Origin of the sequence: Streptomyces maremycinicus (assembly GCF_001184025.1) — a bacterium.
Classification (GTDB): Bacteria; Actinomycetota; Actinomycetes; order Streptomycetales; family Streptomycetaceae; genus Streptomyces; species Streptomyces maremycinicus.
The window spans coordinates 493,282-516,902 of the sequence record NZ_BBYG01000009.1 but is presented as its reverse complement, the minus strand read 5'-3'; the positions used below and the strand labels follow the sequence as shown (position 1 = coordinate 516,902).

General features: G+C 73.3%; 23 protein-coding genes. 10 read left to right on the top strand and 13 right to left on the bottom strand.

Annotation, left to right across the window (positions count from 1 at the left end; translation table 11 throughout):
• Positions 1 to 32 precede the first annotated feature (32 nt).
• Positions 33 to 719: a spermine/spermidine synthase domain-containing protein gene (locus tag AOQ37_RS06815; RefSeq protein ID WP_062642193.1), complete on the bottom strand. Its 687-nt coding sequence runs from the start codon at positions 717 to 719 to the stop codon at positions 33 to 35.
• A 228-nt stretch (positions 720 to 947) separates the two neighbouring features.
• Here AOQ37_RS06815 and AOQ37_RS06810 point away from each other — a divergent pair, with 228 nt between their 5' ends.
• A complete protein-coding gene (locus AOQ37_RS06810) occupies positions 948 to 1,823 on the top strand; it encodes a rhomboid-like protein (RefSeq protein ID WP_234436825.1) in 876 nt (291 codons plus the stop codon).
• Here AOQ37_RS06810 and AOQ37_RS06805 read toward each other — a convergent pair.
• The 6 genes from AOQ37_RS06805 to AOQ37_RS06780 form a co-directional block, all read right to left on the bottom strand.
• Positions 1,796 to 2,497 carry an ATP-binding cassette domain-containing protein gene (locus tag AOQ37_RS06805; protein ID WP_063781125.1) on the bottom strand — a complete coding sequence of 234 codons (702 nt, stop codon included), beginning with the start codon at positions 2,495 to 2,497 and terminating at the stop codon, positions 1,796 to 1,798. The genes AOQ37_RS06810 and AOQ37_RS06805 overlap by 28 nt on opposite strands.
• Positions 2,494 to 3,435, bottom strand: a complete 942-nt coding sequence (locus tag AOQ37_RS06800; RefSeq protein WP_062642189.1) for a hypothetical protein — start codon at positions 3,433 to 3,435, stop codon at positions 2,494 to 2,496. Before AOQ37_RS06800 ends, AOQ37_RS06805 begins: the two co-directional genes overlap by 4 nt.
• Positions 3,432 to 4,733 carry a hypothetical protein gene (locus AOQ37_RS06795; RefSeq protein ID WP_062642188.1) on the bottom strand — a complete coding sequence of 434 codons (1,302 nt, stop codon included), beginning with the start codon at positions 4,731 to 4,733 and terminating at the stop codon, positions 3,432 to 3,434. The genes AOQ37_RS06800 and AOQ37_RS06795 overlap by 4 nt, the downstream gene beginning before the upstream one ends.
• Positions 4,730 to 5,365, bottom strand: a complete 636-nt coding sequence (locus tag AOQ37_RS06790; protein ID WP_159401310.1) for an RNA polymerase sigma factor — start codon at positions 5,363 to 5,365, stop codon at positions 4,730 to 4,732. The genes AOQ37_RS06795 and AOQ37_RS06790 overlap by 4 nt, the downstream gene beginning before the upstream one ends.
• A 352-nt stretch (positions 5,366 to 5,717) precedes the next feature.
• Positions 5,718 to 6,737 carry a DUF5954 family protein gene (locus tag AOQ37_RS06785; protein ID WP_062642184.1) on the bottom strand — a complete coding sequence of 340 codons (1,020 nt, stop codon included), beginning with the start codon at positions 6,735 to 6,737 and terminating at the stop codon, positions 5,718 to 5,720.
• A gap of 131 nt (positions 6,738 to 6,868) precedes the next feature.
• Positions 6,869 to 7,525 carry a GNAT family N-acetyltransferase gene (locus AOQ37_RS06780; protein WP_062642182.1) on the bottom strand — a complete coding sequence of 219 codons (657 nt, stop codon included), beginning with the start codon at positions 7,523 to 7,525 and terminating at the stop codon, positions 6,869 to 6,871.
• 194 nt (positions 7,526 to 7,719) lie between these two features.
• Between AOQ37_RS06780 and lon the strand changes: the two genes are divergently transcribed.
• Complete coding sequence (lon, locus tag AOQ37_RS06775; protein ID WP_062642180.1) at positions 7,720 to 10,134, top strand: endopeptidase La; 2,415 nt, start codon at positions 7,720 to 7,722, stop codon at positions 10,132 to 10,134.
• Positions 10,135 to 10,301: 167 nt separating this feature from the next.
• Entirely contained in the window at positions 10,302 to 10,802 is a 501-nt protein-coding gene (locus AOQ37_RS06770) for a MarR family winged helix-turn-helix transcriptional regulator (protein WP_062642507.1), read from the top strand.
• 335 nt (positions 10,803 to 11,137) lie between these two features.
• On the opposite strand, the gene AOQ37_RS06765 is transcribed toward AOQ37_RS06770, so the two are convergent.
• Entirely contained in the window at positions 11,138 to 11,929 is a 792-nt protein-coding gene (locus tag AOQ37_RS06765) for a hypothetical protein (RefSeq protein ID WP_062642178.1), read from the bottom strand.
• A gap of 368 nt (positions 11,930 to 12,297) precedes the next feature.
• Here AOQ37_RS06765 and AOQ37_RS06760 point away from each other — a divergent pair, with 368 nt between their 5' ends.
• From AOQ37_RS06760 to AOQ37_RS06740, 5 genes are read left to right on the top strand one after another with little or no spacing between them, the layout of a single operon-like run.
• Positions 12,298 to 15,177, top strand: a complete 2,880-nt coding sequence (locus tag AOQ37_RS06760; protein WP_078890032.1) for a sensor histidine kinase — start codon at positions 12,298 to 12,300, stop codon at positions 15,175 to 15,177.
• Positions 15,174 to 15,677, top strand: coding sequence for a roadblock/LC7 domain-containing protein (locus tag AOQ37_RS06755; protein ID WP_062642175.1), 504 nt, complete (start codon positions 15,174 to 15,176; stop codon positions 15,675 to 15,677). Before AOQ37_RS06760 ends, AOQ37_RS06755 begins: the two co-directional genes overlap by 4 nt.
• Positions 15,674 to 16,105, top strand: a complete 432-nt coding sequence (locus tag AOQ37_RS06750; RefSeq protein WP_062642173.1) for a DUF742 domain-containing protein — start codon at positions 15,674 to 15,676, stop codon at positions 16,103 to 16,105. The genes AOQ37_RS06755 and AOQ37_RS06750 overlap by 4 nt, the downstream gene beginning before the upstream one ends.
• Complete coding sequence (locus AOQ37_RS06745; RefSeq protein ID WP_062642171.1) at positions 16,086 to 16,730, top strand: GTP-binding protein; 645 nt, start codon at positions 16,086 to 16,088, stop codon at positions 16,728 to 16,730. The genes AOQ37_RS06750 and AOQ37_RS06745 overlap by 20 nt, the downstream gene beginning before the upstream one ends.
• Positions 16,731 to 16,754: 24 nt before the next feature.
• A complete protein-coding gene (locus AOQ37_RS06740) occupies positions 16,755 to 18,008 on the top strand; it encodes a styrene monooxygenase/indole monooxygenase family protein (RefSeq protein WP_062642169.1) in 1,254 nt (417 codons plus the stop codon).
• On the opposite strand, the gene AOQ37_RS06735 is transcribed toward AOQ37_RS06740, so the two are convergent.
• The 4 genes from AOQ37_RS06735 to AOQ37_RS06720 all read right to left on the bottom strand — a co-directional run bounded on the left by AOQ37_RS06735 (position 17,981) and on the right by AOQ37_RS06720 (position 21,458).
• Positions 17,981 to 19,321 carry a C40 family peptidase gene (locus AOQ37_RS06735; protein ID WP_374701484.1) on the bottom strand — a complete coding sequence of 447 codons (1,341 nt, stop codon included), beginning with the start codon at positions 19,319 to 19,321 and terminating at the stop codon, positions 17,981 to 17,983. The genes AOQ37_RS06740 and AOQ37_RS06735 overlap by 28 nt on opposite strands.
• Before the next feature lie 103 nt (positions 19,322 to 19,424).
• Complete coding sequence (locus AOQ37_RS06730; RefSeq protein WP_062642168.1) at positions 19,425 to 19,808, bottom strand: DUF8847 domain-containing protein; 384 nt, start codon at positions 19,806 to 19,808, stop codon at positions 19,425 to 19,427.
• A 14-nt stretch (positions 19,809 to 19,822) separates the two neighbouring features.
• Positions 19,823 to 20,473, bottom strand: a complete 651-nt coding sequence (locus AOQ37_RS06725; RefSeq protein WP_062642166.1) for a TetR/AcrR family transcriptional regulator — start codon at positions 20,471 to 20,473, stop codon at positions 19,823 to 19,825.
• Positions 20,474 to 20,519: 46 nt separating this feature from the next.
• Positions 20,520 to 21,458, bottom strand: a complete 939-nt coding sequence (locus AOQ37_RS06720) for an AurF N-oxygenase family protein (RefSeq protein ID WP_062642164.1) — start codon at positions 21,456 to 21,458, stop codon at positions 20,520 to 20,522.
• Positions 21,459 to 21,589: 131 nt separating this feature from the next.
• Here AOQ37_RS06720 and AOQ37_RS06715 point away from each other — a divergent pair, with 131 nt between their 5' ends.
• Both AOQ37_RS06715 and AOQ37_RS06710 read left to right on the top strand, forming a co-directional pair.
• Complete coding sequence (locus AOQ37_RS06715) at positions 21,590 to 22,504, top strand: ADP-ribosylglycohydrolase family protein (RefSeq protein ID WP_062642162.1); 915 nt, start codon at positions 21,590 to 21,592, stop codon at positions 22,502 to 22,504.
• The gene (locus AOQ37_RS06710; RefSeq protein ID WP_062642160.1) at positions 22,456 to 22,809 is read left to right on the top strand and encodes a hypothetical protein; all 354 of its coding nucleotides are present in this window, start codon (positions 22,456 to 22,458) and stop codon (positions 22,807 to 22,809) included. The genes AOQ37_RS06715 and AOQ37_RS06710 overlap by 49 nt, the downstream gene beginning before the upstream one ends.
• A gap of 202 nt (positions 22,810 to 23,011) precedes the next feature.
• Here AOQ37_RS06710 and AOQ37_RS06705 read toward each other — a convergent pair whose 3' ends face one another.
• A complete protein-coding gene (locus tag AOQ37_RS06705) occupies positions 23,012 to 23,542 on the bottom strand; it encodes a DUF3291 domain-containing protein (protein ID WP_062642158.1) in 531 nt (176 codons plus the stop codon).
• Positions 23,543 to 23,621: the final 79 nt, after the last annotated feature.

Genomic DNA, 23,621 nt, shown 5'->3' with positions numbered 1-23,621 from the left:
GGTGCAGCGTACGGGGAGTCACCACGGCTTTGCTATCCAGGTCGGACGGCGAGGTGCACGACGTCCGGCACGCCTCGGGCAACCGGGATCTCTTCGGTACGCACCTGTTGGAACCCGGCATTCCTCATGGTTCCCTCGAATTCAGGAGAGGGGCGGGCCGACCATACGGCCAGTACGCCACCGGGTCTCAACACCCTTGCGCAGCTTGCGAGTCCGGCCGTGGAATAGAGGCTGTCGTTGCCCTCGGTGACGGTCCAGTCGGGCCCGTTGTCGATGTCGAGACACACCGCGTCGAACGTGTCGCATGTCTCATTGACGTAGTCGAGCAGATCCGCTTCGACGATCTTCGACCGGGGGTCGGCGAGGGCGTCCCCGGAGAGGGCGGCCAGCGGGCCGTCGAGGTGCCAGTCGATGACGGCGCGCTCGCGCTCCACGACCGTGACGCCGCTCCAGCGGGGATCGGCGGCGGCGTGCGCGAGGGAGAAGCCGACGCCGAGGCCGCCGATCAGCAGGGCGGGGGAGGGGCGGCCGTCCAGCGCTGCCAGCGCGGCGTCGACCAGGAGCCGCTCCGAGCGGCCGTCCGAGGTGTCCATCAGGAAGCAGCCGTTGGCGATGATCTGGAGCAACTCCCCGTGCCGGCGCAGGACGACCTCACCGTAGGGGCCCTCGCGACGGTCCAGCACCTCGGGCGCGTCGGGGATGTCGTACGGGATGGGCATCGAACCATCCTGGCACTTCCCTGACGGTTCGTTGAGGAATTTCCGTGGACGGCGGATGAGATCGACGTACATCCGTTCGGAAAGGGTGCGTGGCCCCTTCGGGGCGGATGGGAACCGGCCGGGTGAACCCTCGGAGCTTGCTGTGCATCGCCTCGGGCGTGACGCCGGTCACAGACAGCGGACCGGCGCGACGCGAAGGGTGGGATGGCACGGAAGGAGCGCCCCACGGTGGAACGCACGGCCACCCCCACGAGCCCGCCCCCGCCCGAGCCCCACGGCCTGCTGGACGGCATCCCGCCCCAGCACGTACCGCCCACGGCCGAGCGGTCCGGGGCCGAGCGGTCCGGGGCCGAGCCGTCCGCCGTCGAGCTGTCCGGGGTCGAGCCGCCCGGGGCGGAGCCGCCCGGCGTCGAGTCGTCCGCCGTCGAGGCGCCGCTCGAAGCGCCGGTCGAGCCGGCCGTCGAGGTGGCTTCCCGTCGTGGGGCCCGGGGCCGGTGCCGGGTCCCGGTGCCGTTCACGCTCTCGTACGGGGCCGTCCTGGCCGTCACCTCCGCCGTCACCGCGCACGCCGGCCCCGGCCTCGTGCACGCCCTGCACCAGGGCTCCAGCACCGACGTCGCCCATCTGGTGCGGACCCCCGTGCTGGTGCTGGTGGCCAGCGCGCTCTGGGTGGCGGGCGGCTTCGCCTCGCCCTTCACGCTCGGCTTCCTGGCAGTCCTCGGCACGCTGGAGCGGCGCGTGGGCGGCGTCCGTACGGCCGTCGTCTTCCTGCTCGGGCATGTCCTGGCGACGCTGGCCACCGAGGTGCCGGTGGGCCTGGCCGTGCTCGCGGGCGACCTGCCCGACAGCTCGCTGCACCGCCTCGACTACGGCGTCAGCTTCGGCGTCGCCGCCGGTGTCGGCGCCCTGGCGGGCCTGCTCCGCCCCTGGCCGGGCCGGCTGCTGCTCGCCGCCTTCGGCGCGATGCTGCTCCAGGACCTGATCGCCTTCACCGACCCGCTGACGAACTGGGGACACCTGATCGCGCTGGCGACGGGCGTCGGCACCTGGCCCTGGCTGCGGGGCCGGCGGCGTGCTCACTCCGGTGGCACGAGCGCGTCGTAGCCGCCGGCCGAGTCCAGGGCGGCGAGCGTGCCGTGGAACGCCACCCGGCCGCCGACCAGGACGGTGGCGTCCTCGCACACGTCGTACACGTCCTCCGCCATGAGGTGGGTCGACAGCAGGACGCACGAGGTGCGGCCCAGCTCCCGCACCAGGGTGTGGAAGCGGGCTCGTTGCCCGGGATCCAGGCCCACCGTCGGTTCGTCCAGCAACAGCAGCTCCGGCGAGTTGACGACGGCCTGGGCGATGCCCACCCGCTGTTTCATCCCGCCGGAGAGCGTCTTCGTCCGGTGCCCGAGCCGTTCCGTCAGGCCGACCCGTGCCGCGGAGGCCTCGACCGCCCGGTCGATCCGCCCGCCGGGCATGTCCCGCAGCCAGGCGGCGTAGACCAGGAAGTCGCGCACGGTGTAGCGCGGGAACAGTCCGAACTCCTGGGGCAGGTAGCCCAGGCGGCGCCGGATCTCCAGCCGCTGGGCGGGCACCCGGGGGTCGCGGCCCAGGAGGGTGACAGCGCCCTCGGTGGGGCCGGCCGCCGTCGCCAGGACCCGCAGCAGGGTGGACTTCCCGGAGCCGTTCGGGCCGAGCAGGGCGTGCACGCCCGGCCCGAGGCGCAGATCCACGCTGTCCAGCACGAGGGCGCCCCGGCGCCGTACGCAGAGCCGTTCGGTGCGGATCACCTCGCCCCCAGACGGCTGAAGTCGTGGCGGCGCAGCACGAGGAGTTCGGCCAGGACGGCGGAGACCAGGGCGAACACCGTCGTCCCGACGACGTCGAGCAGCTTCAGCTGAATCCCTTCGAGCACGTGCACCACACGGTCGTCGGAGCCGGCGGCCGCGGGCTGTCCGAGCAGCGGTTCCGCCAGCACGTACATGAGCGTGAGCCAGCCGACGCCGGTCGTCAGGGCCGCCGCCCAACTGCCCAGGTAGGAGCTGAGCAGCAGGGTCGCCAGCGTCACGGTGAGACAGGGCAGCAGCCAGCTCGCCGAGGTGTACGACGGCAGGCCGTCACGTGGCATCAGGGCCGCGGCGCCGGTCAGCAGCGGTACGCACACCACCAGGATCTGGGCGGTGCGCAGCAGCAGGATGCGCAGGCCGCCCGCCGGGGTCGTCCGGGTGACCTCCGCGAACGGGTCGGCCCGGCCGCCGTAGCTGCCGGCGACGCAGAGCACGGGCAGCACCGGGGCCAGCAGCAGCAGGGTCAGCCGGGGCGCGGGCGACTCGCTCAGTCGGCCGAACAGCACGCCGAGACCGCACACGCAGGCCACGGCCGCGAGCCAGGACAGCCGCAGCCCCTGCGTGGCCGACAGCCAGGGTGGGGGCACCGGGCGCCTGGCGGAGCTGCTCGGGGCCGGCGCGGGACGCGGGTGCGGGACACCGCTGACGCGATCCATGAGGGACCGGTGCAGGTCGTCCAGCCGCGCGCCGTAGGGGCCGCGGCGTACGGCGTCGTCGACCGCGTCGGCGCAGTGGGCGCAGCGCAGCAAATGGTCCTCGGCGTCGTCGCGGCGATCCTCGGCGAGACGGCCGAGGGCGTAGGCGCAGACCCAGCCGGCGGGCAGGTGCGCGCCCGCGGCGCGGAGGGTGGCGGGCGCCGGGGGGATGTGGTGTTCGGTCATCGCGTGGTCGCCTTCGGAAGAGGGAGGAAGGGTGCGTCGGTGCCCACGGCGGCGAAGAAGTGGCGCAGCCAGCATGTGCGGTCGGCGGGCGGCAGCGCCGCGAGGTGCTCGACCAGGTCTCGGACGGCGAGGTTGTCGTCCGAGAGGCGGTAGGGCGGGGGGAGGAGCCAGTCGGTGACGGCCGCGACGAGCAGCCTGTCGCCGCGCCGCCGGTCGGACGGGTAGCCGGTGAATTGCCGGGCGGCAGCCCGGAAGCGCTCGGCCCGGGAGGCCGTCGGCTCGACCGGGACCACCGTGTCCGACGCGGTGCAGCACCAGATGCCGGGGGCATGGGACCACGTCGATCCGGCGGTCGCGACGTACCGGACCGGTGAGCCCAGCACCCCGGCCAGCAGGTCCGTGAAGTGAGCGGCGACCTCGGCCACGTCGTCCCGGTGCGACGCGCGGTCGTCCGTCACGCAGACGACCGTGACGCCGTACGAGCACCGTATGGCGATCGGACCTGTGCCGGCCGCCACCTGGCCGCGGGGCAGGAGTTCCAGGACGGAGAGCGCCAGGATCACGATGAGCAGCAACTGGGGGGCGAGCCTGCGCCGCATGTGCAGGACGAGGACGGTGACGCCGACGGTCAGCAGCAGGGCCGTGGCCAGCCAGGGCAGCCAAACGTCCACGGGTTCGTACCATGCGTTCCGGTCGGAGTACGGCCGGTGGACCGGCGGCCGGTAGCCGAGGACATCCGTGGAGCCGAAGCTCCACAGGGTCGTCGGCGCGACGACGAGCGGTACGACACGCAGGGGCAGCAGAGCGCCCAGGGCGTGTGCCGCGCAGACCGCGCCGGTCAGCACACCGAGGACGTAGGCCGCCATCGGCAGGGGCGGCCGCCCGCCCTCCGCGGTCGGCCATGCCACGGCGAACATGGTCGCCAGCGCCGCGCCGTACACGCCCGTCGGCCACAGCACGGAGGGCGCGACGGAGAGCAGGGCGCGCGCCAGGGGGCCGCGCGGGGAGCTTTCGTCGGCCCAGGCCGTCGCGGACCTGGCCTCCATACCGCCCTGCCAGCAGGCGAAGAGCACGGCGACCGGCAGGGCGACGGCGAGGCTCGCGTGGACACGCTGGGAGAGGACGAACCAGTCGGTCCGCCAGGCGAAGTCGTTCTGGGTACCGGCGAAGGCGAGCGAGCAGCCGAGCACCGCCGCCCCGGCCGGCCATGCCCCCTGGAGCACCCGGGCCCGCAGCACCTGTCGGTGACCGCGCTCGCGGACGGCGAGACCGTGCAGCAGCGCCGTGAGGCTCGTCATCGCCCGCCTCCCTCTTCCGTGTCCCGCCCGCTCCGGCGGTCCCGCAGCAGTTCGTGCAGCCGGGCGAGACCCCGGGACGCGCGGGAGGTGACGGTGCCCTTGGGCAGGCCCAGTCGGCGTGCTGTCTGGCGGACGGTGAGGTCGTCGAAGTAGCGCAGCAGGAGCACCTCGCGCTGCTCTGCCGTCAGCTCCGCGAAGGCATGGGCCAGGGCCGATGAACCGGGGGAGGCGGTCAGGAAGGAGTCCTCGGCGGACGGCGCGACGGCCGTGGCGCGGACGTGCTGCTCTCGGGCAGCCCGATGGATGCGGGCCAGGGCGCGTTCCTGGGAGCGGCACAGGTCGACGGCGCGGCACTCGGCGATCCGCAGCAGCCAGGCAAGGGCGTTCCCGTCGCGGAACCGGGCCGCTCCCGTCCAGACGGAGAGGAACGTCTCCTGGACGGCGTCCTCCACGATGTGGGCGGGGAAGCGGTGCAGGAGATGGGCGAACACGAGCGCGGAGCGGCCGGTGATCAGCGCGGAGAGCGCCTGCTCGCTGCCTTCGGCGATCGCGCGGACCAGATGGTTGTCGTGGAGCGGTTCGGTGTCTCCGTCGTCCTGGTCGGACGGCGGGCACTCGGTGCAGGTGGTCATGCGGCCTCGGTCGTGGTCGTCGGTCAAGGCCGCTGTGTCTCCGGGAGCGGCCGCTGGTGGCGTCACGCTCACCAGATCGACGGATGTGGCCCACGGGGCTGCGTCCGCGGCGACCGCCTTGTCGGCGCTCGACGCATCCGGAGGGCGTGCGACGGTGCCGTGCTCCCCCCGGGTCCGCCGTGGGCGTTCGCCGCACGGGGCAGAGCGCCCGGACGCGGGCGCCGGACGTGGGCCGAGCCGTCCGGGGGAGGGGGGAGGTGGAGGCAGCGGGTCGACGGTCGGGAGAGGGGGAGGCAGGAGGGCCGACGGCCCGGGCTCGGAGGGGGCGAAAGGCGGTCCTAAGGAGGACCGCCTAGTCGTCGTACTGGACCGTGCCGTCCGTGAGCAGGGTCGGGTGGAGTTTCATGGGGCCGTACTCGTCGAGGTCCGACGGGCGGGGCGACTCGGGGCCGTCGGGGCCCAGCCGGACCATCCGCTCGACGCGGCAGATCCGGAACAGGCGGTCCTCCACGCTCGCCTCGTCGGCCCGGCCGGCCGCCCGGAACGCCTCCGCCGCCCGCGCGTACAGGGCCTTCTTGCGCTCGTCGAAGCGGTAGAGCATCGCCCAGACGCGGGCCATCCCCTCGTACAGCGAGCGGCGCGTCTCGTGCGGGGTCGCCGCCAGGGACCCGCAGGGCGTCCAGCCGGACCCGTCGCGTTCGGCCACCGAGAAGCCGACGGGCAGCCGCACCACGTCCGGGTGCGTCCGGGCCGCCCACTCGGAGTCCGCGCGCACGTCGGCGGGGAAGCGGGCGCCCGTGTACGTGAAGTCGCGCAGGCCCAGCCGGAGGGCGCCCGCCATCGGGCCCTCGTCCCGGTCGGGGTCCAGGACGTACCCCACGTCGGGCGAGGGGGCGGCGCCCGGGTCCTCCCACGACGGGCACACCGGCTCGAGGTCGGTGGGCCGGGGCGGCTCCAGACCGTCGTCGCCGGTCCGGGCGAACTCGTCGCCGCGCACCACCCGGTAGCGCACGCCCAGCGCCTCCACCTCGTCGGCCGGGGCCCGCTCCAGCACGGCCACGGCCGCGAGCAGCTCGCGCCGGGCGGCCGGGTCGTCGGTGCCGTCCTTCGCCTTGAACCACAGATGCGAGTTGAGCCCGTCCCGGGCCTGCTGGGGCATGCCGTCCACCACCGGTTTCAGCAGCCGCCAGCCCGGCTCGGCCCGGGTCCGGTCCCGGGCGGCGACACCGAAGACGGGTCCGCGCAGCGCGATGTGCGGGTAGCGCCGCGAGGCCTCGACGGCGTCCGCCTCCGTCACCCAGGCGACGGGGTCGTCACGGCGGACCAGGTCGGCGTGGAGGGCGTCCAGACGTCGCTTCCAGTCATCGGTCATACGCGCATTGTGGTCGCGGCCGCGGGCGACTTCGGGGTGAATGCCGGAAGTGGGCGGGGTACGGGGAGGGGGCGCGAGGGGCGTGACCCGTCGTGCGGTGCCGGGCGGTGCGCCCTCCCGGCCGCCGGACGTCACCCCTGTGTCCCGCCCGTGAACTTGGCGCTGGTCAGCGAGGACTCGACGCGCCAGCCCAGGGACTCGTACAGTGCCCGCCCCTGCGGTGTCGCCCCCAGGACGCCGGTCCTGGCCCCCCGCTCGGCCGCCGCCCGGTGCAGGGTCCGCATGACGAGGGCGCCGAGTCCGCGGCGGCGGTGGTCCGGGGAGGTCTCGATCTGGTCGACGACCGCCGTCGCGCCGGTCGGGGCGATCTGGCCCCGCGCCGCCAGCGAGCCGTCGGGGGCGGCGATCATGGTGCGGGTCACGCCGCCGCGCGACCAGGTGCGGGTCCGGTAGCCGTCGGGGGCGGGGCCGGGCGGGGCGTCCGGGAGCGGAGCCGTCATCAGGAAGCCGGGCTCGGGGTCGATCCACCATCCGGGTCCCAGCCAGGGCCCGACCACCGCCGGGTCGGCGAACACCTTCAGCCAGACCCCGGCCCCGGTCACCGCGCCCGCCACCTGCCGCACGACCGGCTCCGTCACCGCGTCGTTCGTCGCGCCGAGCACATGCCGGGTGACGTGATGCGGCCCCGCTCCCACGTCGACCGTCCAGCCCCAGGGCTCGGCCACGGGCGGAGCCGCGCCCCGCGACAGGACCCACCCCTCCACCCACGCGCGGACGGAACGATCCACGGGAACCCCCTGGGAAACGGAAGAAATGTAAGTGGTGTTCATCTTGTTCATCTCTTACGTCCGACCGTATGTCCGGCGGGGTCCGCCGGAACAGCCTTGATCGCCCACAGCGAACGGGCCCGATCGTGGGGAACATTCCGAGGCTCAGGTGCATTGAGTCGGCATAGCTCAACTTGACTGCCTAAGGGGAGATCATGGCATCGACGTCCGCTCCGCTCACCCTGCCCGTGCTGCCTCTCGACGACGAGGTCGTGCTCCCCGGCATGGTGGTTCCGCTGGACCTGAACGACACCGACGTGCGCGCCGCGGTGGAGGCCGCCCAGGCCGCCGCCCGTTCAACACCGGGCAAGCCCCAGGTACTCCTGGTGCCGCGGCTCGACGGGACCTACGCGAGCACCGGTGTGCTCGGCACCGTCGAGCAGGTCGGCCGGCTGGCCGACGGCGACCCGGGCGCGCTGATCCGCGGCCGCGCCCGGGTGCGGATCGGCGCCGGCACCACCGGGCCCGGTGCGGCCCTGTGGGTCGAGGGGACCAGGGTCGACCAGGCCGTCCCCGAGCCGCTGCCCGGTCATGTCGCCGAACTCGTCAAGGAGTACAAGGCGCTCGCCACCGCCTGGCTGCGCAAGCGCGGCGCCTGGCAGGTCGTCGACCGCGTCCAGGCCATCGACGACGTCTCCGCGCTCGCCGACAACTCCGGCTACTCGCCGTTCCTGACCACCGAACAGAAGGTGGAGCTCCTGGAGACCGCCGACCCGGTGGTCCGCCTCAAGCTCGCCACCCAGCAGCTGCGCGACCACCTCGCCGAGCAGGACGTGGCCGAGACCATCGCCAAGGACGTCCAGGAGGGCGTCGACAAGCAGCAGCGCGAGTTCCTGCTGCGGCGCCAGCTCGAGGCCGTGCGCAAGGAGCTGCGCGAGCTCAACGGCGAACAGGAGGGCGAGGAGTCCGACGACTACCGCGCCCGCGTCGAGGCCGCCGACCTCCCCGAGAAGGTCCGTGAGGCCGCCCTCAAGGAGGTCGACAAGCTGGAGCGGTCCAGCGACCAGTCGCCCGAGGGCTCCTGGATCCGCACCTGGCTGGACACCGTCCTCGAACTGCCGTGGAACGAGCGGACCGAGGACCGGTACGACATCCAGGGCGCCCGCGCCGTCCTCGACGCCGAGCACGCCGGCCTGGACGACGTGAAGGAGCGCATCACCGAGTACCTCGCGGTGCGCAAGCGCCGCGGTGAGCGCGGCCTGGGCGTCGTGGGTGGTCGGCGCGGCGGCGCCGTGCTGGCGCTCGTCGGCCCGCCCGGGGTCGGCAAGACCAGCCTCGGCGAGTCCGTCGCCCACGCCATGGGCCGCAAGTTCGTCCGCGTCGCCCTCGGCGGCGTCCGGGACGAGGCCGAGATCCGCGGTCACCGCCGTACGTACGTCGGCGCGCTGCCCGGCCGGATCGTGCGGGCGATCAAGGAGGCCGGGTCGCTGAACCCGGTGGTGCTCCTCGACGAGATCGACAAGGTGGGATCCGACTTCCGGGGCGACCCGGCGGCCGCCCTGCTGGAGGTCCTGGACCCGGCGCAGAACCACACGTTCCGCGACCACTACCTGGAGGTCGAGCTCGACCTGTCGGACGTGGTCTTCCTCGCCACGGCCAACGTGCTCGAAGCCATCCCGGAGGCCCTGCTCGACCGTATGGAGCTGGTCCGCCTCGACGGCTACACCGAGGACGAGAAGGTCGTCATCGCCCGCGACCACCTGCTCCCGCGCCAGCTGGAGCGGGCGGGCCTGGACAAGGACGAGGTGGCCCTCGACGAGAGCGCGCTGCGCAAGCTCGCCGGCGAGTACACCCGCGAGGCGGGCGTGCGCACCCTGGAGCGGTCCATCGCGCGGCTGCTGCGCAAGGTCGCGGCCCAGCACGAGCTGGGCGAGCGGAAGCTGCCGTTCACCATCCGGGACGAGGACCTGCGCGCGCTGATCGGCCGGCCGCACCACGTACCCGAGTCCGCCCAGGACCCGGCCGAGCGCCGGACCGCGGTGCCCGGTGTCGCCACCGGTCTCGCGGTCACCGGCGCCGGGGGTGACGTCCTCTTCGTCGAGGCGTCGCTGGCCGACCCGGAGACCGGCGCGGCGGGCCTGACCCTGACCGGTCAGCTCGGTGACGTGATGAAGGAGTCGGCGCAGATCGCGCTCAGCTTCCTGCGCAGCCACGGCGCCGAACTGGAACTGCCGGTGGGCGACCTGAAGGACCGGGGCGTGCACATCCACTTCCCGGCGGGCGCGGTCCCGAAGGACGGCCCGAGCGCCGGCGTCACCATGACGACCGCCCTCGCGTCCCTGCTGTCCGGCCGGCTCGTCCGCACGGACGTGGCGATGACCGGCGAGGTCTCGCTGACCGGCCGGGTCCTGCCGATCGGCGGGGTGAAGCAGAAGCTGCTCGCCGCGCACCGGGCGGGTGTCACGACCGTCGTGATCCCCAAGCGCAACGAGCCCGACCTGGACGACGTCCCGGCGGAGGTGCTGGACAAGCTCGACGTCCACGCCGTCACCGACGTCCGCCAGGTCCTGGAACTGGCGCTCGCGCCCGCCACGAACGGCGCGGCGCCGGAGGTTCCGGTCGCGGCGTGACGGACGCGACCGGAAGGGGAAGGCCCGGGTCCCGTGAGGGAGGCCCGGGCCTTCCCGGTTCCACCGCGCACCCGTGCCGGGGTCCCGCGGAGCGCCGACGCTCCGTGCCTGCGAAATACTTGAGTGCCGCGCCGATGGCGGCGACGGGCGAGATCAGGGGTGCTGACGTGCACGAGGACGCAAACGGCGACGGACGCGACAGCGGGTCCGGCACATCGTCGCGTGGTGTGGAACAGGGCGACCGGGAGTTCCTGTCCCTGGAACGGGAACTCACGGTGCTGCTGCGCCGCGCCCGCGCCAACCAGGGGGAGATGGCCCGGGAGGTCCACCCCGACCTGGAGTCCGCCGCCTACGGGCTCCTCGTCCGGCTGGAGGAGTGCGGCCGCCAGCGCGCCACGGAACTCGCCGGCTACATCGGCGTCGGCAAGGCCACCATGTCCCGCCAGCTGCGCGCCCTGGAACAACTCGGCCTGGTCGCCCGCGAGCCGGACCCGGCGGACGGGCGCGCCTGGCTCGTCGACCTCACCGAGGAGGGCCGTACCCGGGTGAGCCGGGTCCGCGAGGCCCGCCGCGAGCGGTACGTCACCCACTTCTCCCACTGGGACCGCCAAGAGGTCGCCGAGCTGGCCCGACTGCTCCACCAGCTGAACCGGGGAATGGAGAAGTAACCGCAGCGGTCCCGGGGGGTCCCGAGGGATTCGGGCATCCCGGAGGATTCCGAGGTCCGGTGACGCCGTCCCGGCCCACGAGGGTTTCCGGCGATGCCGTCACGGCCGACGCGGGTACGGCGATGCCGCCACGGTTCGCGCGGGCCCCGGCGATGGCACCACGGTTCGCGCGGGCCCCGGCGATGGCACCACGGTTCGCGCGGATCCCGGTGACGCCGTCCCCGCTTCGCGCGGATCCCGGTGACGCCGTCCCCGCTTCGCGCGGATCCCGGTGACGCCGTCACGACTCCATGCGGGCTTCGGTGACGCCGTCCCGGCTTGGCGGTGAGGTGCCGTCACAGCTCCACGCACACCACCGTCGCGTCGTCGTGGGTCTTCGCCCGCCCCAGCAGCGCCCGTCCGGCGGCGTCGTCCGCCCGCTCCAGCGCCCGGACCCGCTCCACCAGCGTCCCCGCGCCCTCCGCGTGGACGAGGGCGAGCAGGTCCGTCCAGTCGCCCTTCCCGAAGAGCTCCGTCCAGCGGGTGGCCCCGTCCGACAGAGCGGCCAGCGAGCGGACCTCCGCGCGCGGCACGCTCCCGGTGACCGCCCGGGCGGCCACCCCCGGGTCCGCCGCGGCCGTGAAGAAGCCGCCCTCCTTGTTCCGGAGCGTGCCGTCGACGACCTCCGCGCTGCGCAGCAGGGCGCGTGGCAGGCGGGCCAGCCGGTCGTCACGGACGGGGGTGACCGTGCCGTCCGGGGCCGTCAGCAGGAGTGTCGCGTCGCACAGGACCAGGTACTCGACCGTCAGCGGCGACCAACGCGCGAGGACCACGGTGGCCTGAGGGGTGCGCGGGTGAGAAAGGTCACAGGTCTCCGCATGGGCCGCGGCGGTGCGCGCGATCGCGAGGCCCAGCGCCTCGCCCAGGGGAACATCCATGAGCGAAACGGTCAGTTCGGTCAGGGCGCCGCCGAGTCGCGCGGTGAACCAGGGGACCGAATGCAGACAGCCGGCGCCGCCCGGCGGCGGTGTCACCCCGTCCAGCAGGACGAGCGAACCGCCCTGCCCGGAAGCGGGAAGTGCGACACTCGCGAAGTCCTCGTTGGGACGGGCCCGGTCGCCGGCCTCCGACACAAGTTCCGTACGCATCGCGCCAGTCTGCACGACCCCTTCACGACCTTCGCAAAAGGCTGGCATCACTCCCCGAACTTACCTGCCGTCGCAGGTCAGGCGCCTGTTTTGGGCGGGAATGAAGCAGTCCGGGAAGACGTGGCGGCGAATACTGTCAAAGCCCGCCGCCCACGTCCAACCGGCAGGCCGCGCAAGGGCGCTGCGCACGCCAGAGGAACTTGCCCGCCAACTCCCCTCCGATGTTCACTCCTTCGGGTGGCGGGGCAAGCGATGCGAGGCCCCTGCCCACCGGCACTGGGAGGGTCGGAAACCGTACCGGACGTACGCACCAGTTGACGGGGCGTCAAATCCGGCCCATGGCACACGAGTCAGGAATGCGAGCACCGGTGCAGAAGACGCGGCCTCGGCGTACAGGCAGGCAGACGGCCTCCGAGGGGGGCGCGGAGCGCACCCCTGTCGGCAAGGGCCGTCCGACCCATGTGCGCAACCGGCTGATCGTCGCGGTGGCCGTCGTCGCCGCCGCCGTGGCCGGGGCGGGCGCCCCCTCGATCCTCGCCGCCTCCGGGCAGCTGAAGGACTCCCAGGACCTGGTCACCCTGGCCGAACAGACCCAGGACGCCCTCGCCCTCGCCCAGTCCCTGGCGGACGAGCGGGACGAGGTCACCACGTATGTGGCGGCCGGCCGGGTGAAGTCCAAGGCGCCCTCCGCCCAGGGCAGCGCCCGGGTGGACCGGCAGTCGCGCGAGCTGACCGCCGAGACGGAGGTCTCCGCGGCGCTGCGCGAGGTCCTCGACGCCGTGCCGTCCGTGCGTCAGTCGGCCCTCACCGGCAAGAGCACCGCCCTGGAGGCGCACGAGGCGTACTCCGGGGCCATCGCCGCGCTCCATGTCCTCGTCGACCGGCTGGCGGAGGAGATGCCGCCCCGCGCGGGCTCCGGCGCGTACGCCCTCGCCGAGCTCGACACCGTCGTCCAGCAGGCCTCCGCGACCCGGGGACTGCTGCTCGCGGCCCTGAACGTGCCGACGAGCACCGAGACCGAGTACGACCCGGTCACCGGCCGGTCGGTCACCGAGAAGGTCTCCTCGGCCGCCGACACCAAACAGCGCGACGCGCTCACCGCCGCCGCGCAGCAGGCCCGGCTGCGCTCCGACGCGGCCCTCGCGGACTTCCGGGAGGGCGCGCCGCCGGAGGCCGTGGCCTCGTACGACTCCACGGTCACCGGTGGCGACGTCGACACCGCCGAGGCCTACCTCGCCTCCCTCACCGACCAGCCGAAGCTGAGCGACGGTGAACTCGACACCAGCGTCAAGAAGCTCGACGCCGCGCTCTCCGCCCGGGTCGACCTGATGCGCGGCGTCGAGTCCTCCCTGTACGGCCACCGCGCCGAGGACCTCGCCCTGCTCCGGGACGACGACGTCACCGAACTGGAACTGCGCGTCACCCTCCTCGGGGCCCTGATACTGCTGGCGGTCGTCATCGCCACCGGCCTGGCGCGCAGCCTGACCCGCCCGCTGTCCGTCCTGCGCCGGGGGTCCGCGCGACTGGCGGAGGCCGAGAACCCCGCGGCGGAGGAACCGGTCCGGTTCACCGGCCGCAACGACGAGTTCGCCCAGGTCGTCCGCTCCGTCAACGCCCTGCACGAGCACGCCGTGGCGCTCCACGAGCGCGTCGGCACCCTGGAGTCCGACCGCAAGCACCTCGTCGGGCAGCGCCAGCGGATGGCCGACGCCCGCGAGGAACTGCGCACCGAACTCGCCGAATCCGCCGCCCAGCTGGACGGCCTGCGGGACAGCATCGGCGGTACCTTCGTCAACCTGGCGCTGCGCACCCTCGGCCTCGTCGAACGGCAACTGGCCGTCATCGAGGGGCTGGAGGAGCGCGAGCAGGACCCCGACCGGCTGGCCACGCTCTTCAAGCTCGACCACTTCGCCACGGTCATGCGCCGCCACAGCGAGAACCTGCTGGTGCTGGCCGGCACGGAACACGTCCAGCAGCACGCGGGTCCGATCCCGCTGGTGGACGTGGTGCGCGCGGCGGTCAGCGAGATCGAGCGGTACGAGCGGGTCCGCATCTCCGCGCTCCCGCCGCACGCGCACGTGGCCGGATTCGCCGCGGACGACCTCTCCCACCTGCTCGCCGAACTCCTGGAGAACGCCACCTCGTTCTCGCCGCCCGACCTCCCCGTCGAGGTGTCCGGCTGGCTCCTGGAGAACGGCGAGGTCATGCTCTCCGTCCAGGACGAGGGCATCGGCATGGCCGAGGACCGGATGGGCCGCCTCAACGCCCGCCTCGCCGAGTTCGACCCCGCGACGCCGTACGACCAGGAGGGCGACGAGGGTCTCGGCCTCGGCCTGTACGTGGTCGCCCGGCTCGCCCACCGGCACGGGGCGCGGGTGCGGCTGCGCGAGCAGAAGCAGGGCGGGGTGGCGGCGGTCGTCGTCCTGCCGACCGCGCTCCTCGCCGCGGCCCCGGCCGCCGCGGTCCCGCTGACGAACCCCGCGGCCACCCCCACGTCCTTCTCGCTGCCGGGCGCGACCGCGGAAGCCAACTCCAATGTCCTGCCGGGCCGCAAGCAGTCCGCGGACCCGCTGGTCGCGATGGCGGAGCGGGCGGTCCGGCAGTCGGAGACCCCGGCCGAGACGCCCACGCCGGCTCCGGCGCACGCCCCGGCCGAGACCCCGGCCGAGACGACGATGGAGCTGCTGCTGCCGAACCCGCCGGGCGAGGACGCGGGAGACACTCCGGACGCGGAACCGGCCGACGCGGCGGGGAAGCGGACCGGCGCGGCGCAGGAGCCGAGCGCCGCCGCCGCCCTCGGCCCCGACCCGGCGGCCGCCGGCGGGGACACACCACCGACCCCAACCGCGCCCGCCGGTGAACACCCCGCCGGTGAACACGCCGACGGCGAAAGCGCTGACGGCGAACCCGTCACGGGCGAGGCCGAGACGGAACACACCCGCACCCCGGACGCCCCGGAAGAGCTCGTCACGGACAAGGGCCTCCCCAAGCGCACTCCCAAGATCACCGCACCCGCCCAGGCCCCGCGCCAGCGGACCGGTTCCGTCGACGCGGACGCCCTCCGCCGCCGGCTGGGCGGTTTCCGCCGGGGGGCGGAGGCCGGCTACCGCGACGTGGAAGCCGAGATCGCCGAACGGACGGGCCAGAACCAGGCCCCGTCCCCCGGAGCGGCACGGGAAACAACTCAAGAAGCACGCGCACACGCCGAAGAAAGCACGGGGGGCACAGTCGAGGAGGCAAGCAGTTGACCGCGCCCAGTACCTTCGCACTGAGCAGTGAAGCCCGTAACCTGCACTGGCTGTTGACCAACCTCGTGGAGGAAGTACCCGGCATCCAGTCCGTCGCCGTCGTCTCCTCGGACGGCCTGCTCCTGCTGTCCTCGGACCCGGGCCGCAACCTCGAGGCCCGCGAGGCCCGCGAGGCGAAACCCTCCGGACCGCGCGGCTCCTCCGCCGATCTCGCCACCATCGTCTCCGGCATCGGCAGCCTCACCATCGGCGCCGCCAAGCTCATGGCGTTCGGCGGGGTCAGGCACACCATGGTCGCCATGGACGAGGGCAGCCTCTTCGTCATGTCGATCAGCGACGGTTCGCTCCTCGGGGTGCACGGCTCGGCCGACTGCGACATGAGCGTGGTGGCCTACCACATGGCTCTCTTCGTGGGCCGCGCCGGACACGTCCTGACCCCGGAACTGCGCAGCGAGCTACGGCAGTCACTGGAGTCCGAGGAGACGGGGGGCGTCCGATGAGCGCCGTCCCGAAGCAGTCCCGGGGTGACCGGCAGCAGCTCCCCGTGCGGGGCGGCGACCGCAAGCCGGCCCGGGTGCGCCCCTACTCGCTCACCGGCGGCCGTACCCGCTTCGGGCACGTCCTGCTGGTGGAGACCTTCGTGGCGGCCCTCGAGGCCCCCGAAGAACGCAAGGAACTGACGAACGGGTCCCTCAAGTCCACGGTCATGCCGGAACTGCGGGCCATCGTCGAACTCTGCCGCCGTATGCGCACGGTGGCCGAGATCGCCGCGCTGCTGAAGATGCCGCTCGGCGTGGTCCGGGTGCTCCTCAGCGACCTCGCGGACCAGGGAAAGATCCGTGTGTACGGCACCGGTACCGCTCACGGTACGGGCCGTCCCGACCGCGCTCTGCTGGAAAGGGTGCTGAGTGGACTCCGTCGTCTCTGACGCCGCTCGTGGCGTCTCCCCCCTCGTCGCGCCCGAGCCCGACGAGCCCCTGCTCCCCTGGCAGACGGACCGCACCCGTGCCCCCATCGCCACGAAGATCGTGGTGGCGGGCGGTTTCGGCGTCGGCAAGACCACCCTCGTGGGCACCGTCTCGGAGATCGAGCCCCTCCAGACGGAGGCGCTGATGACCGAGGCCAGTGAGGACACCGACGACCTCACCGGCACTCCGGAGAAGGTCACCACCACGGTCGCGATGGACTACGGCCGGCTCACCCTCGACGACGACCTGGTGCTCTACCTGTTCGGCACGCCGGGCCAGCAGCGGTTCTGGTTCATGTGGGACGACCTGGTGCGCGGCGCGATCGGCGCGGTCGTGCTGGCCGACACCCGCCGACTGAAGGACTGCTTCCCCGCGCTGGACTACTTCGAGAGCTGCGGGCTGCCGTACGTCGTCGCCGTCAACCACTTCGACGACAGCGAGCTGTTCGAGCCGGTCGACGTGCGGGAGGCGCTGACGATCCCCGCGCACATACCTGTCATGATCATGGATGCGCGGCGCCGGATCTCGGTGATCGAGACCCTCCTGGCCCTGGTGGGCCACGCGCTCGACGAAACCCCCGAGTAAGGCCCTTCAAGGAGAGTTCCCCGCATGCGGAAGATACTCGTCGTCGGAGCCGGCCAGTCCGGTCTCCAGCTCGCCCTCGGCCTCCAGTCGCACGGGTACGAGGTCACCCTGATGTCGAACCGGACGGCGGACGAGATCCGCTCCGGCCGGGTCATGTCGACGCAGTGCATGTTCCACACCGCCCTCCAGCACGAGCGCGACCTCCAGCTCAACTTCTGGGAGCAGCAGGCCCCGAGGATCGGCGGGCTCGGCGTCTCGGTGGCGGCCCCCGGTTCGCACGACCCGGGCCCGACGCAGCGCGCGATCGACTGGCTGGGCAGGCTCGACGGCTACGCGCAGTCCGTCGACCAGCGGGTGAAGATGGCGGGCTGGATGGAGACGTTCGCCCAGCGCGGCGGCCAGCTGGTGATCCACGGCGCGGCGGTCTCCGACCTCGACTACTTCTCCCGTGCCTACGACCTGGTCCTGGTCTCGGCGGGCAAGGGCGAGCTCGTCCAGATGTTCGGCCGCGACCCGGAGCGCTCCCCCTACGGCGAGCCGCAGCGCGCCCTCGCCGTCGCCTACGTGCACGGGCTGGGCCCGCGCCCGGAGCACCCGGACCTGGACGCGGTCCGCTGCAACCTCGTGCCCGGTGTGGGCGAGCTGTTCGTCATGCCGACGCTCACCACCTCCGGCCGCGCGGACATCCTGTTCTGGGAGGGCATACCCGGCGGCCCGCTGGACGTCTTCAACGGCGTCAAGGACCCCGCGGAGCACCTCTCCCTGACCCTGGAGCTCATGGAGAAGTTCACGCCCTGGGAGTACGCGCGGGCCACCAAGGTCGAACTGACCGACGCCGGCGGCACCCTGGCGGGCCGTTACGCGCCCACCGTCCGCAACCCCGTCGGCCGCCTTCCCGGCGGTGGGCTGGTGCTCGGCGTCGCCGACGTCGTCGTCGCCAACGACCCGATCACCGGGCAGGGCTCCAACTCGGCGTCCAAGTGCGCGGCCGCGTACCTCTCCTCGATCCTCGAGCAGGGGGAGAAGGAGTTCGACGAGGCGTGGATGCGCGCCACCTTCGACCGGTACTGGGAGACCGCCCGGCACGTCACCAAGTGGACCAACGCGATGCTGGCCCCGCCGCCGGAGCACATCATCAACCTGCTGGGCGCGGCCGGCCAGCTGCCGCCCGTGGCTGATCGTTTCGCCAACGCCTTCGACGACCCGTCCGACTTCGAGAACTTCTTCTACGAGCCGGAGAAGACGGCTGCCTACCTGGGTTCCCTCTCCGGAGTCTGAGCGGAGGCCCGGGCGGCGGCAGGGGCAGGGGTCCGGGCGGCGGCCCGAGCGGGGGCACGAGAGGCGGCCCGAGCGGGGGCACGAGCCGCGGCCGCGGCGGGTGGCGCGTCCGGGCGTACGGCTCCGAGGACCGGCTGGGCGGCGATCTCGGTGATCTTGACCTGCTCGCCGGTCCTCGGCGCCTGGACCACCTTGCCGCCGCCCAGGTACATCGCCACATGGGTGGCCTCGGGGAAGTAGACCACCAGGTCGCCGGGGCGCAGCCGGGTCAGCGGGATTCTCGGCAGCCGCGCCCACTGCTCCTCGCTGGTCCGCGGGATCGGCTTCCCGGCGTGCCCCCAGGCCTCGGATGTCAGGCCCGAGCAGTCGTACGACCTCGGGCCCTCAGCGCCCCACTCGTACGGCTTGCCGATCTGCCGTACGGCGTACCGCACGGCCTTCTCGCCCTCCTTCGAGGGCTTGCGGTCCTCGTCGAGCGCACCGGACGCCATCAGCTCGTCCTGCGCCCGCGAGACGCCCTCACGCTCCAGTTCGGCGAGGGCGGTGAGCTGCTCGGCGGTCAGCGAGGCGAGCAGTTCCTCGACGTCGGCCAGACGCCGGGTCACGTCGTCGCGCTCCTTCTTCCGGCGTTCCGTGAGGGTGAGCTGTGCGTCGAGGGCGGCCCGCGCCTTGCGCGCCAGGTCGTCGGCCCGGCGTTCGCCGCTCGCCAGCCGTCCGACCGTGCCGGCCCGCTCGCGCGCCAACTGACCGATCAGATGCCCCTGGTCGAGGGCGTGCTGCGGATCGCGGGCGAGCAGCAGCCGTACGTACGGGGAGATGTCGGTGCTGCCCTGGTACTGCTGGCGGGCGAGCCGTCCGGCCGCGCCCCGGCTGCGGTGCAGGGAGAGCCGGGCCTTCACCAGGCCGGCGTCCAGCCGCCGGGTCTCGGCCCGCTGCCGCTTCAGCTGCTCCTCGGTGGCGTTGAAGGCCTCGGTCGCCCGCTCGGCCTCCTGGTACAGCCGCTGAAGCTCCGTCAGCAGTTCAGCCACGGTCCGTTCTTCGCCGTCCGGGCCCTCCGTCCCGGCCCCGGTCTCCGCGCCGGTCTCCGTCCCGGCCCCGGTCTCCGCCTCGGTCTCGCTCTCCTCTTCGGCTTCGGTTCCCGCCCCGGCGGCCGGTGGTTGTCCCGGGGCCGCCTTCTGCGATGCCGTCACCGTCCGTTCGCCGGGCTCCGGGGGCTCCGGTGCCGCCACGGCGAGCCCGGGGCCCAGCACGGCCTGTACGGCGAGCGCCGCCGTGGCGGCCGTACAGGCCAGACGCAGCAGTCTTCCTGACACGTCATCACCTCCACTGCGGGGTGGCCCCTCCATCCCGTAGGGCGAGCATCAGGCGGGCGCGCGCGGCCCGCGCGCCGGAGGTGCGCGGTTCGGCGCAACCAGGTCACTCGTCGGCGTCGTCCCGCCGTCCGCCCGGCGTGGCGTCGGGCGGACCGCCGGGATCGGTGCCGGGGCGGGTGCCGGGCTCGGTGCCGGGCGGAGTAGCGGGTTTCGACCACGGCCACTTCAGGCCGCTCAGCCCGCCGCTCCACCTCGCTCCCGTGTCGCCCTCGGCGGCGAACTCGTACTTCCAGCCCTGGGGCAGGCCGAGCCTCCTGCTGTGGCCGCGCGGCACACGCCGGTAGACCAGCACGGTGGGCGGGCCGCCGGCCGCGTCGGGGACGGGGATGCGGTAGGTCTTCGGCGGGTGCCCGGTCGGGCCCAGCAGCACGGGCAGCACCCGGCCGTCCATGGGGCCGCCCTCGAAGGGGGTGTCTTCGCTCTTCACCGCACCAGTGTCGATCAGGACTCCGCCGCCAGCGCACCCCGGACCAGCTCGGCGGTCTGCGCGTCCCGCGCCGCGGTCACCGTGAGGACGGCGACGAACTGGTCGACCAGCCAGTCGCGCAGCTCGTCGGCGGGCGGCTGCTTGTCCTCGTCGAGCCAGATGAGGGAGGCCGCCTCGACGGCGGTGATCCACATCCGCACGGTCATCCGGAGCCGCGGCCCGGGATCGGGGACCCCCAGGTGGCGGTAGATGTGCTCGGCGGCGGCCCGCCGTACGCCGTCCACGATGGCGGTCGTCCGGGACGTCTCGACGACGCTGCCGCCCTGGAGCAGGGCGCTGAAACCGGCGTCGTGGCGGCCGACGAACGACAGATAGCGGTCGAGGGCCCGCGCGAGGCGGGGCAGGGGCGGGCCGTCGCGCGGCTCGTCGAAGCAGTGGTGCAGCTCCTCGGCGGCGGAGCGCAGGGCGGCCTCGTAGAGCTGCTGCTTGCCACCGGGGAAGTACCGGTAGACGAGCGGCCGGGACACCCCGGCGGCCTCCGCCACATCGTCCAGCGAGACGTCCTCGGGGGCGCGGTGCGCGAAGAGCGAGAGCGCGGCCTCCAGCAGCTGGCTGCGGCGTTCCTCGACGCTGAGGCGACGGTAGGCGGGCGCGGCGGGGGTCATGACGTGCAGCGTAATCGCCCGCCCCCGCCCCGTGCCCGCCGTCGGGTCAGGCGAGCAGTCCGGACGACTTCCACAGCCGCCGCCCGACGCCCCGCAGCACCCCGATGTCGTCCAGGAAGTCCGTCAGTTTCTTCGATCCCGTCTGCATGACCTCCCGCCGGTGCCCGCTCGCCCGCACCTGCGCCACGGCCTCGCGCTGGTCCAGGCCCACGTTCGTGTAGACCTCCGGGTTCACGAACGCCACGGAGAAGACCCGCGCGAACTCGCCCGACGTGACCCTGGTGAACTCCTGGGACCACTTCGGCGCCGTCATCATCTGGCGGCGCAGCTCCTCACGGGCGTAGCGGACGTGCCGGGCCTCCTCCACGACGTGGATCCGGGTGACGCCACGGACCAGCGGCTGGACCCGCTCGTCCGGGAAGGTCAGCCGCTGCATCCAGTCGAGGACCTCCTCGCCCAGCAGGGTCGCGGTGAAGGAGCCGGGCGTCGTGGAGATCGTCTTGAACAGCCGTCCCAGGTTCTGGTGGGCACGGCTCACCGGGTAGTAGGGCGTGCCGCCCCGGGTGATCAGCCGGGCGAACATCTTCGAGTGCCGGCACTCGTCCTCGATCTCGGTCAGCGCGTACCGCACGTGCGCGCTCGTCGCCGCCTTGTCGTAGATGTGCCGGACGAGCAGCTGCATGAGGATCAGCTCGAACCAGATCCCCAGCGAGGCGAGCGCGGCGGCCTCGTGCTGCGACAACAGCATCCGCTGTTCCTCGCTCATGCGCCGCCACATCGGGGTGTCGTACAGCGACACCAGTTCCGGCGGCCAGAACCACTTGCCCTCCTCGAAGGGGGCGTCCCAGTCCAGCTCCTTGTCGGGGTCGAAGGAGTGCTTCGCGGAGGACGCCAGCAGCCGCTCGGCCACCTGCTCCCGGTCCTTGAGCAGGCCCAGCGCGTCGCGCAGCCCTTCCAGTGCGTCGGCATCGGTGAGGGTCGTCATGGCTCTTATGAGACTGCTTGTCAGCAAGCCCGTCAATCCCCCGGGCGCCATTTGTCGACCCGGTCGTCGATCCGGTGTCGGCACCGGCCCTCTGCGAGAATCGGCCCCTCCGAGCCGTAGGGGGAGACGACTTGAGCACCGCGCACGGAAACGACGCAGGCAGTGCCGCCGCCCGCCGCAGTCTGGAAGGGCTGGCCCTCGGGGACGCGTTCGGGGAGCGCTGGTTCCCGCTCTTCCGGGAGCCCCGGCAGGCGTACGAGGAGGTCCGCGCCCGCCGGATGCCCGAGGAGCCGGACTGGCACTGGACCGACGACACGGCGATGGCCCTCGGCCTCGTCCGGGTGCTCGACCGGTTCGGGGAGGTGCGGCAGCGGGACCTCGCCCTCGCCTTCGCGCTCGGCCACGACGCCGACCCGGCCCGTGGCTACGGCCACGGCATGCACGAGTTGCTGCCCCGGCTGCTCCAGGAGCCGCAGCGCTGGCCCGAGTTCAGCCGCGAGCTGTTCGGCGGCGAAGGCAGCCTCGGCAACGGGGCGGCGATGCGGGTCGCGCCGCTGGGCGCCTGGTTCCACACCGATCTGGACCGGACGGCGGAACAGGCCGCACGCTCCGCCGAGGTCACCCACGCCCACCCGGAGGGCATCGCGGGGGCGGTCGCCGTGGCGGTGGCGGCGGCGCTCTCGGTCACGGGACGCCTCGCCCTCCCCGAGGTGGTGGCGCTCACTCCGGACAGCGCGACCCGCGACGGACTCGCCCGCGCCGCCGAACTCCCCTTCGGCACCGACCCCTGGAAAGCCTCCGACGTCCTCGGCAACGGTCAGCGCATCCGCGCCGACGACACCGTGCCCTTCGCCGTCTGGTCCGCCGCCCGCCACCCCGACGACCTCGTCGCCGCCCTGTGGACCACCGCCGAGGGCTTCGGGGACGTCGACACCACCTGCGCCATCACCGGCGGCATCGTGGCCGCCCGCACCGGCGTCGACGCCGTCCCCGCGCCGTGGCTGGCGCGCCGGGAGCCCCTGCCGGGGGAGGCGGGGCGCGCCTGACCGCGGACGAACGGCCCGTCGCGCGGCTGCGGGTGCGCAACTCCGGCGCGGAGCTGCTCGAGCTGGTCCTGGAGCCGTACGGCAGCGATCACTGGCTGCGGCCCGGCGAGACCTTCGTGATCTGGACGCTCGGGCGGCCGGGGGAGGGGGTGTCCGAGGCGTTCGAGGTCGAACACGGGCCGGGGACGGTGACCGTGCACGCCGAGACGCTGCCCGCCTATGTCGGGGACGAGGACGGCAACGAGATCGACTGCGGTCACCACAGACCGCAACCGGCCGGCCCGTTCCGGCTCGACCTGCCCTAGCCCCGCCTGCTCCTTTCCGGCCCCGCCTGCCCCTTTCCGGCCCTTCCCGGCCCCGCCTGCCCCTTTCCGGCCCTTCCCGGCCTTCCCGCGGCTGCCGGGCCGCCGGGGCTGCCGGGGTCGCCCGGGCCGTCGGGGTCGCCCGGGCCGTCGGTACGGGCCGGGCCGTCGGTGGCGCCCGGGCCGCCGGGACCGGCCGGCTCGGCTAGACCGAGCAGCCCAGGTCCTCCGGCAGCGCGAACGTCATCGGCTCCGCGCCCTGCGCCGGGAACGACGTGCGCAGGCCGAAGGCGTACGGCGTCGGACCGTTCGCGCGCAGATGCAGGAGCCGGGACTCCGCCTCCGCGACGGTCGGACGGTGGCCCGCAGGTACCCACCACAGCGCCGTCATCGCCTCCGCCACCCGCTCGAACCACTCCCGCCTGCGCGAGAGCAGCTCGCGGTGCCGCCCCTGGTACATGAACGTGGTCAGGGCGTCGAGGTCCCGCCACACCGTCATGTTGATGATCAGCCAGGAGTCCCCGAACACCTGGATGTCCGTCGCGTCGCCGCCGTCGGACTGGAGTCGCCACACATAGCCCTCCGCCGCCTCCGCGGTGGCGTTGACCGGGTCGAGAGCGTCCACGAAGTCCTTCAACTCCGGGGAGTCCAGCGGGAATTTGAGACGGGAGATGTTGACCTGGGCGAGTTCGAAAGCGGTGGTCCCGGTGGCGTTCTCAGCTCTCGTGTCAGTCATGAGCGAACCGTAGGACGCCCCTGTGCGGTCCCGGTACCCCCCGTCTCACGACGTGAGCACCGCCTTCCTGACCCTTCAC

What these genes read in the sequence shown, in the direction of transcription:
- AOQ37_RS06725 (WP_062642166.1), bottom strand. Translation starts at nt 20,473, where the DNA reads ATGACCCCCGCCGCGCCCGCCTACCGTCGCCTCAGCGTCGAGGAACGC.
- AOQ37_RS06790 (WP_159401310.1), bottom strand. Translation starts at nt 5,365, where the DNA reads ATGACCACCTGCACCGAGTGCCCGCCGTCCGACCAGGACGACGGAGAC.
- AOQ37_RS06785 (WP_062642184.1), bottom strand. Translation starts at nt 6,737, where the DNA reads ATGACCGATGACTGGAAGCGACGTCTGGACGCCCTCCACGCCGACCTG.
- AOQ37_RS06750 (WP_062642173.1), top strand. Translation starts at nt 15,674, where the DNA reads ATGAGCGCCGTCCCGAAGCAGTCCCGGGGTGACCGGCAGCAGCTCCCC.
- AOQ37_RS06815 (WP_062642193.1), bottom strand. Translation starts at nt 719, where the DNA reads ATGCCCATCCCGTACGACATCCCCGACGCGCCCGAGGTGCTGGACCGT.
- AOQ37_RS06800 (WP_062642189.1), bottom strand. Translation starts at nt 3,435, where the DNA reads ATGACCGAACACCACATCCCCCCGGCGCCCGCCACCCTCCGCGCCGCG.
- AOQ37_RS06795 (WP_062642188.1), bottom strand. Translation starts at nt 4,733, where the DNA reads ATGACGAGCCTCACGGCGCTGCTGCACGGTCTCGCCGTCCGCGAGCGC.
- AOQ37_RS06740 (WP_062642169.1), top strand. Translation starts at nt 16,755, where the DNA reads ATGCGGAAGATACTCGTCGTCGGAGCCGGCCAGTCCGGTCTCCAGCTC.
- AOQ37_RS06720 (WP_062642164.1), bottom strand. Translation starts at nt 21,458, where the DNA reads ATGACGACCCTCACCGATGCCGACGCACTGGAAGGGCTGCGCGACGCG.
- AOQ37_RS06705 (WP_062642158.1), bottom strand. Translation starts at nt 23,542, where the DNA reads ATGACTGACACGAGAGCTGAGAACGCCACCGGGACCACCGCTTTCGAA.
- AOQ37_RS06765 (WP_062642178.1), bottom strand. Translation starts at nt 11,929, where the DNA reads ATGCGTACGGAACTTGTGTCGGAGGCCGGCGACCGGGCCCGTCCCAAC.
- lon (WP_062642180.1), top strand. Translation starts at nt 7,720, where the DNA reads ATGGCATCGACGTCCGCTCCGCTCACCCTGCCCGTGCTGCCTCTCGAC.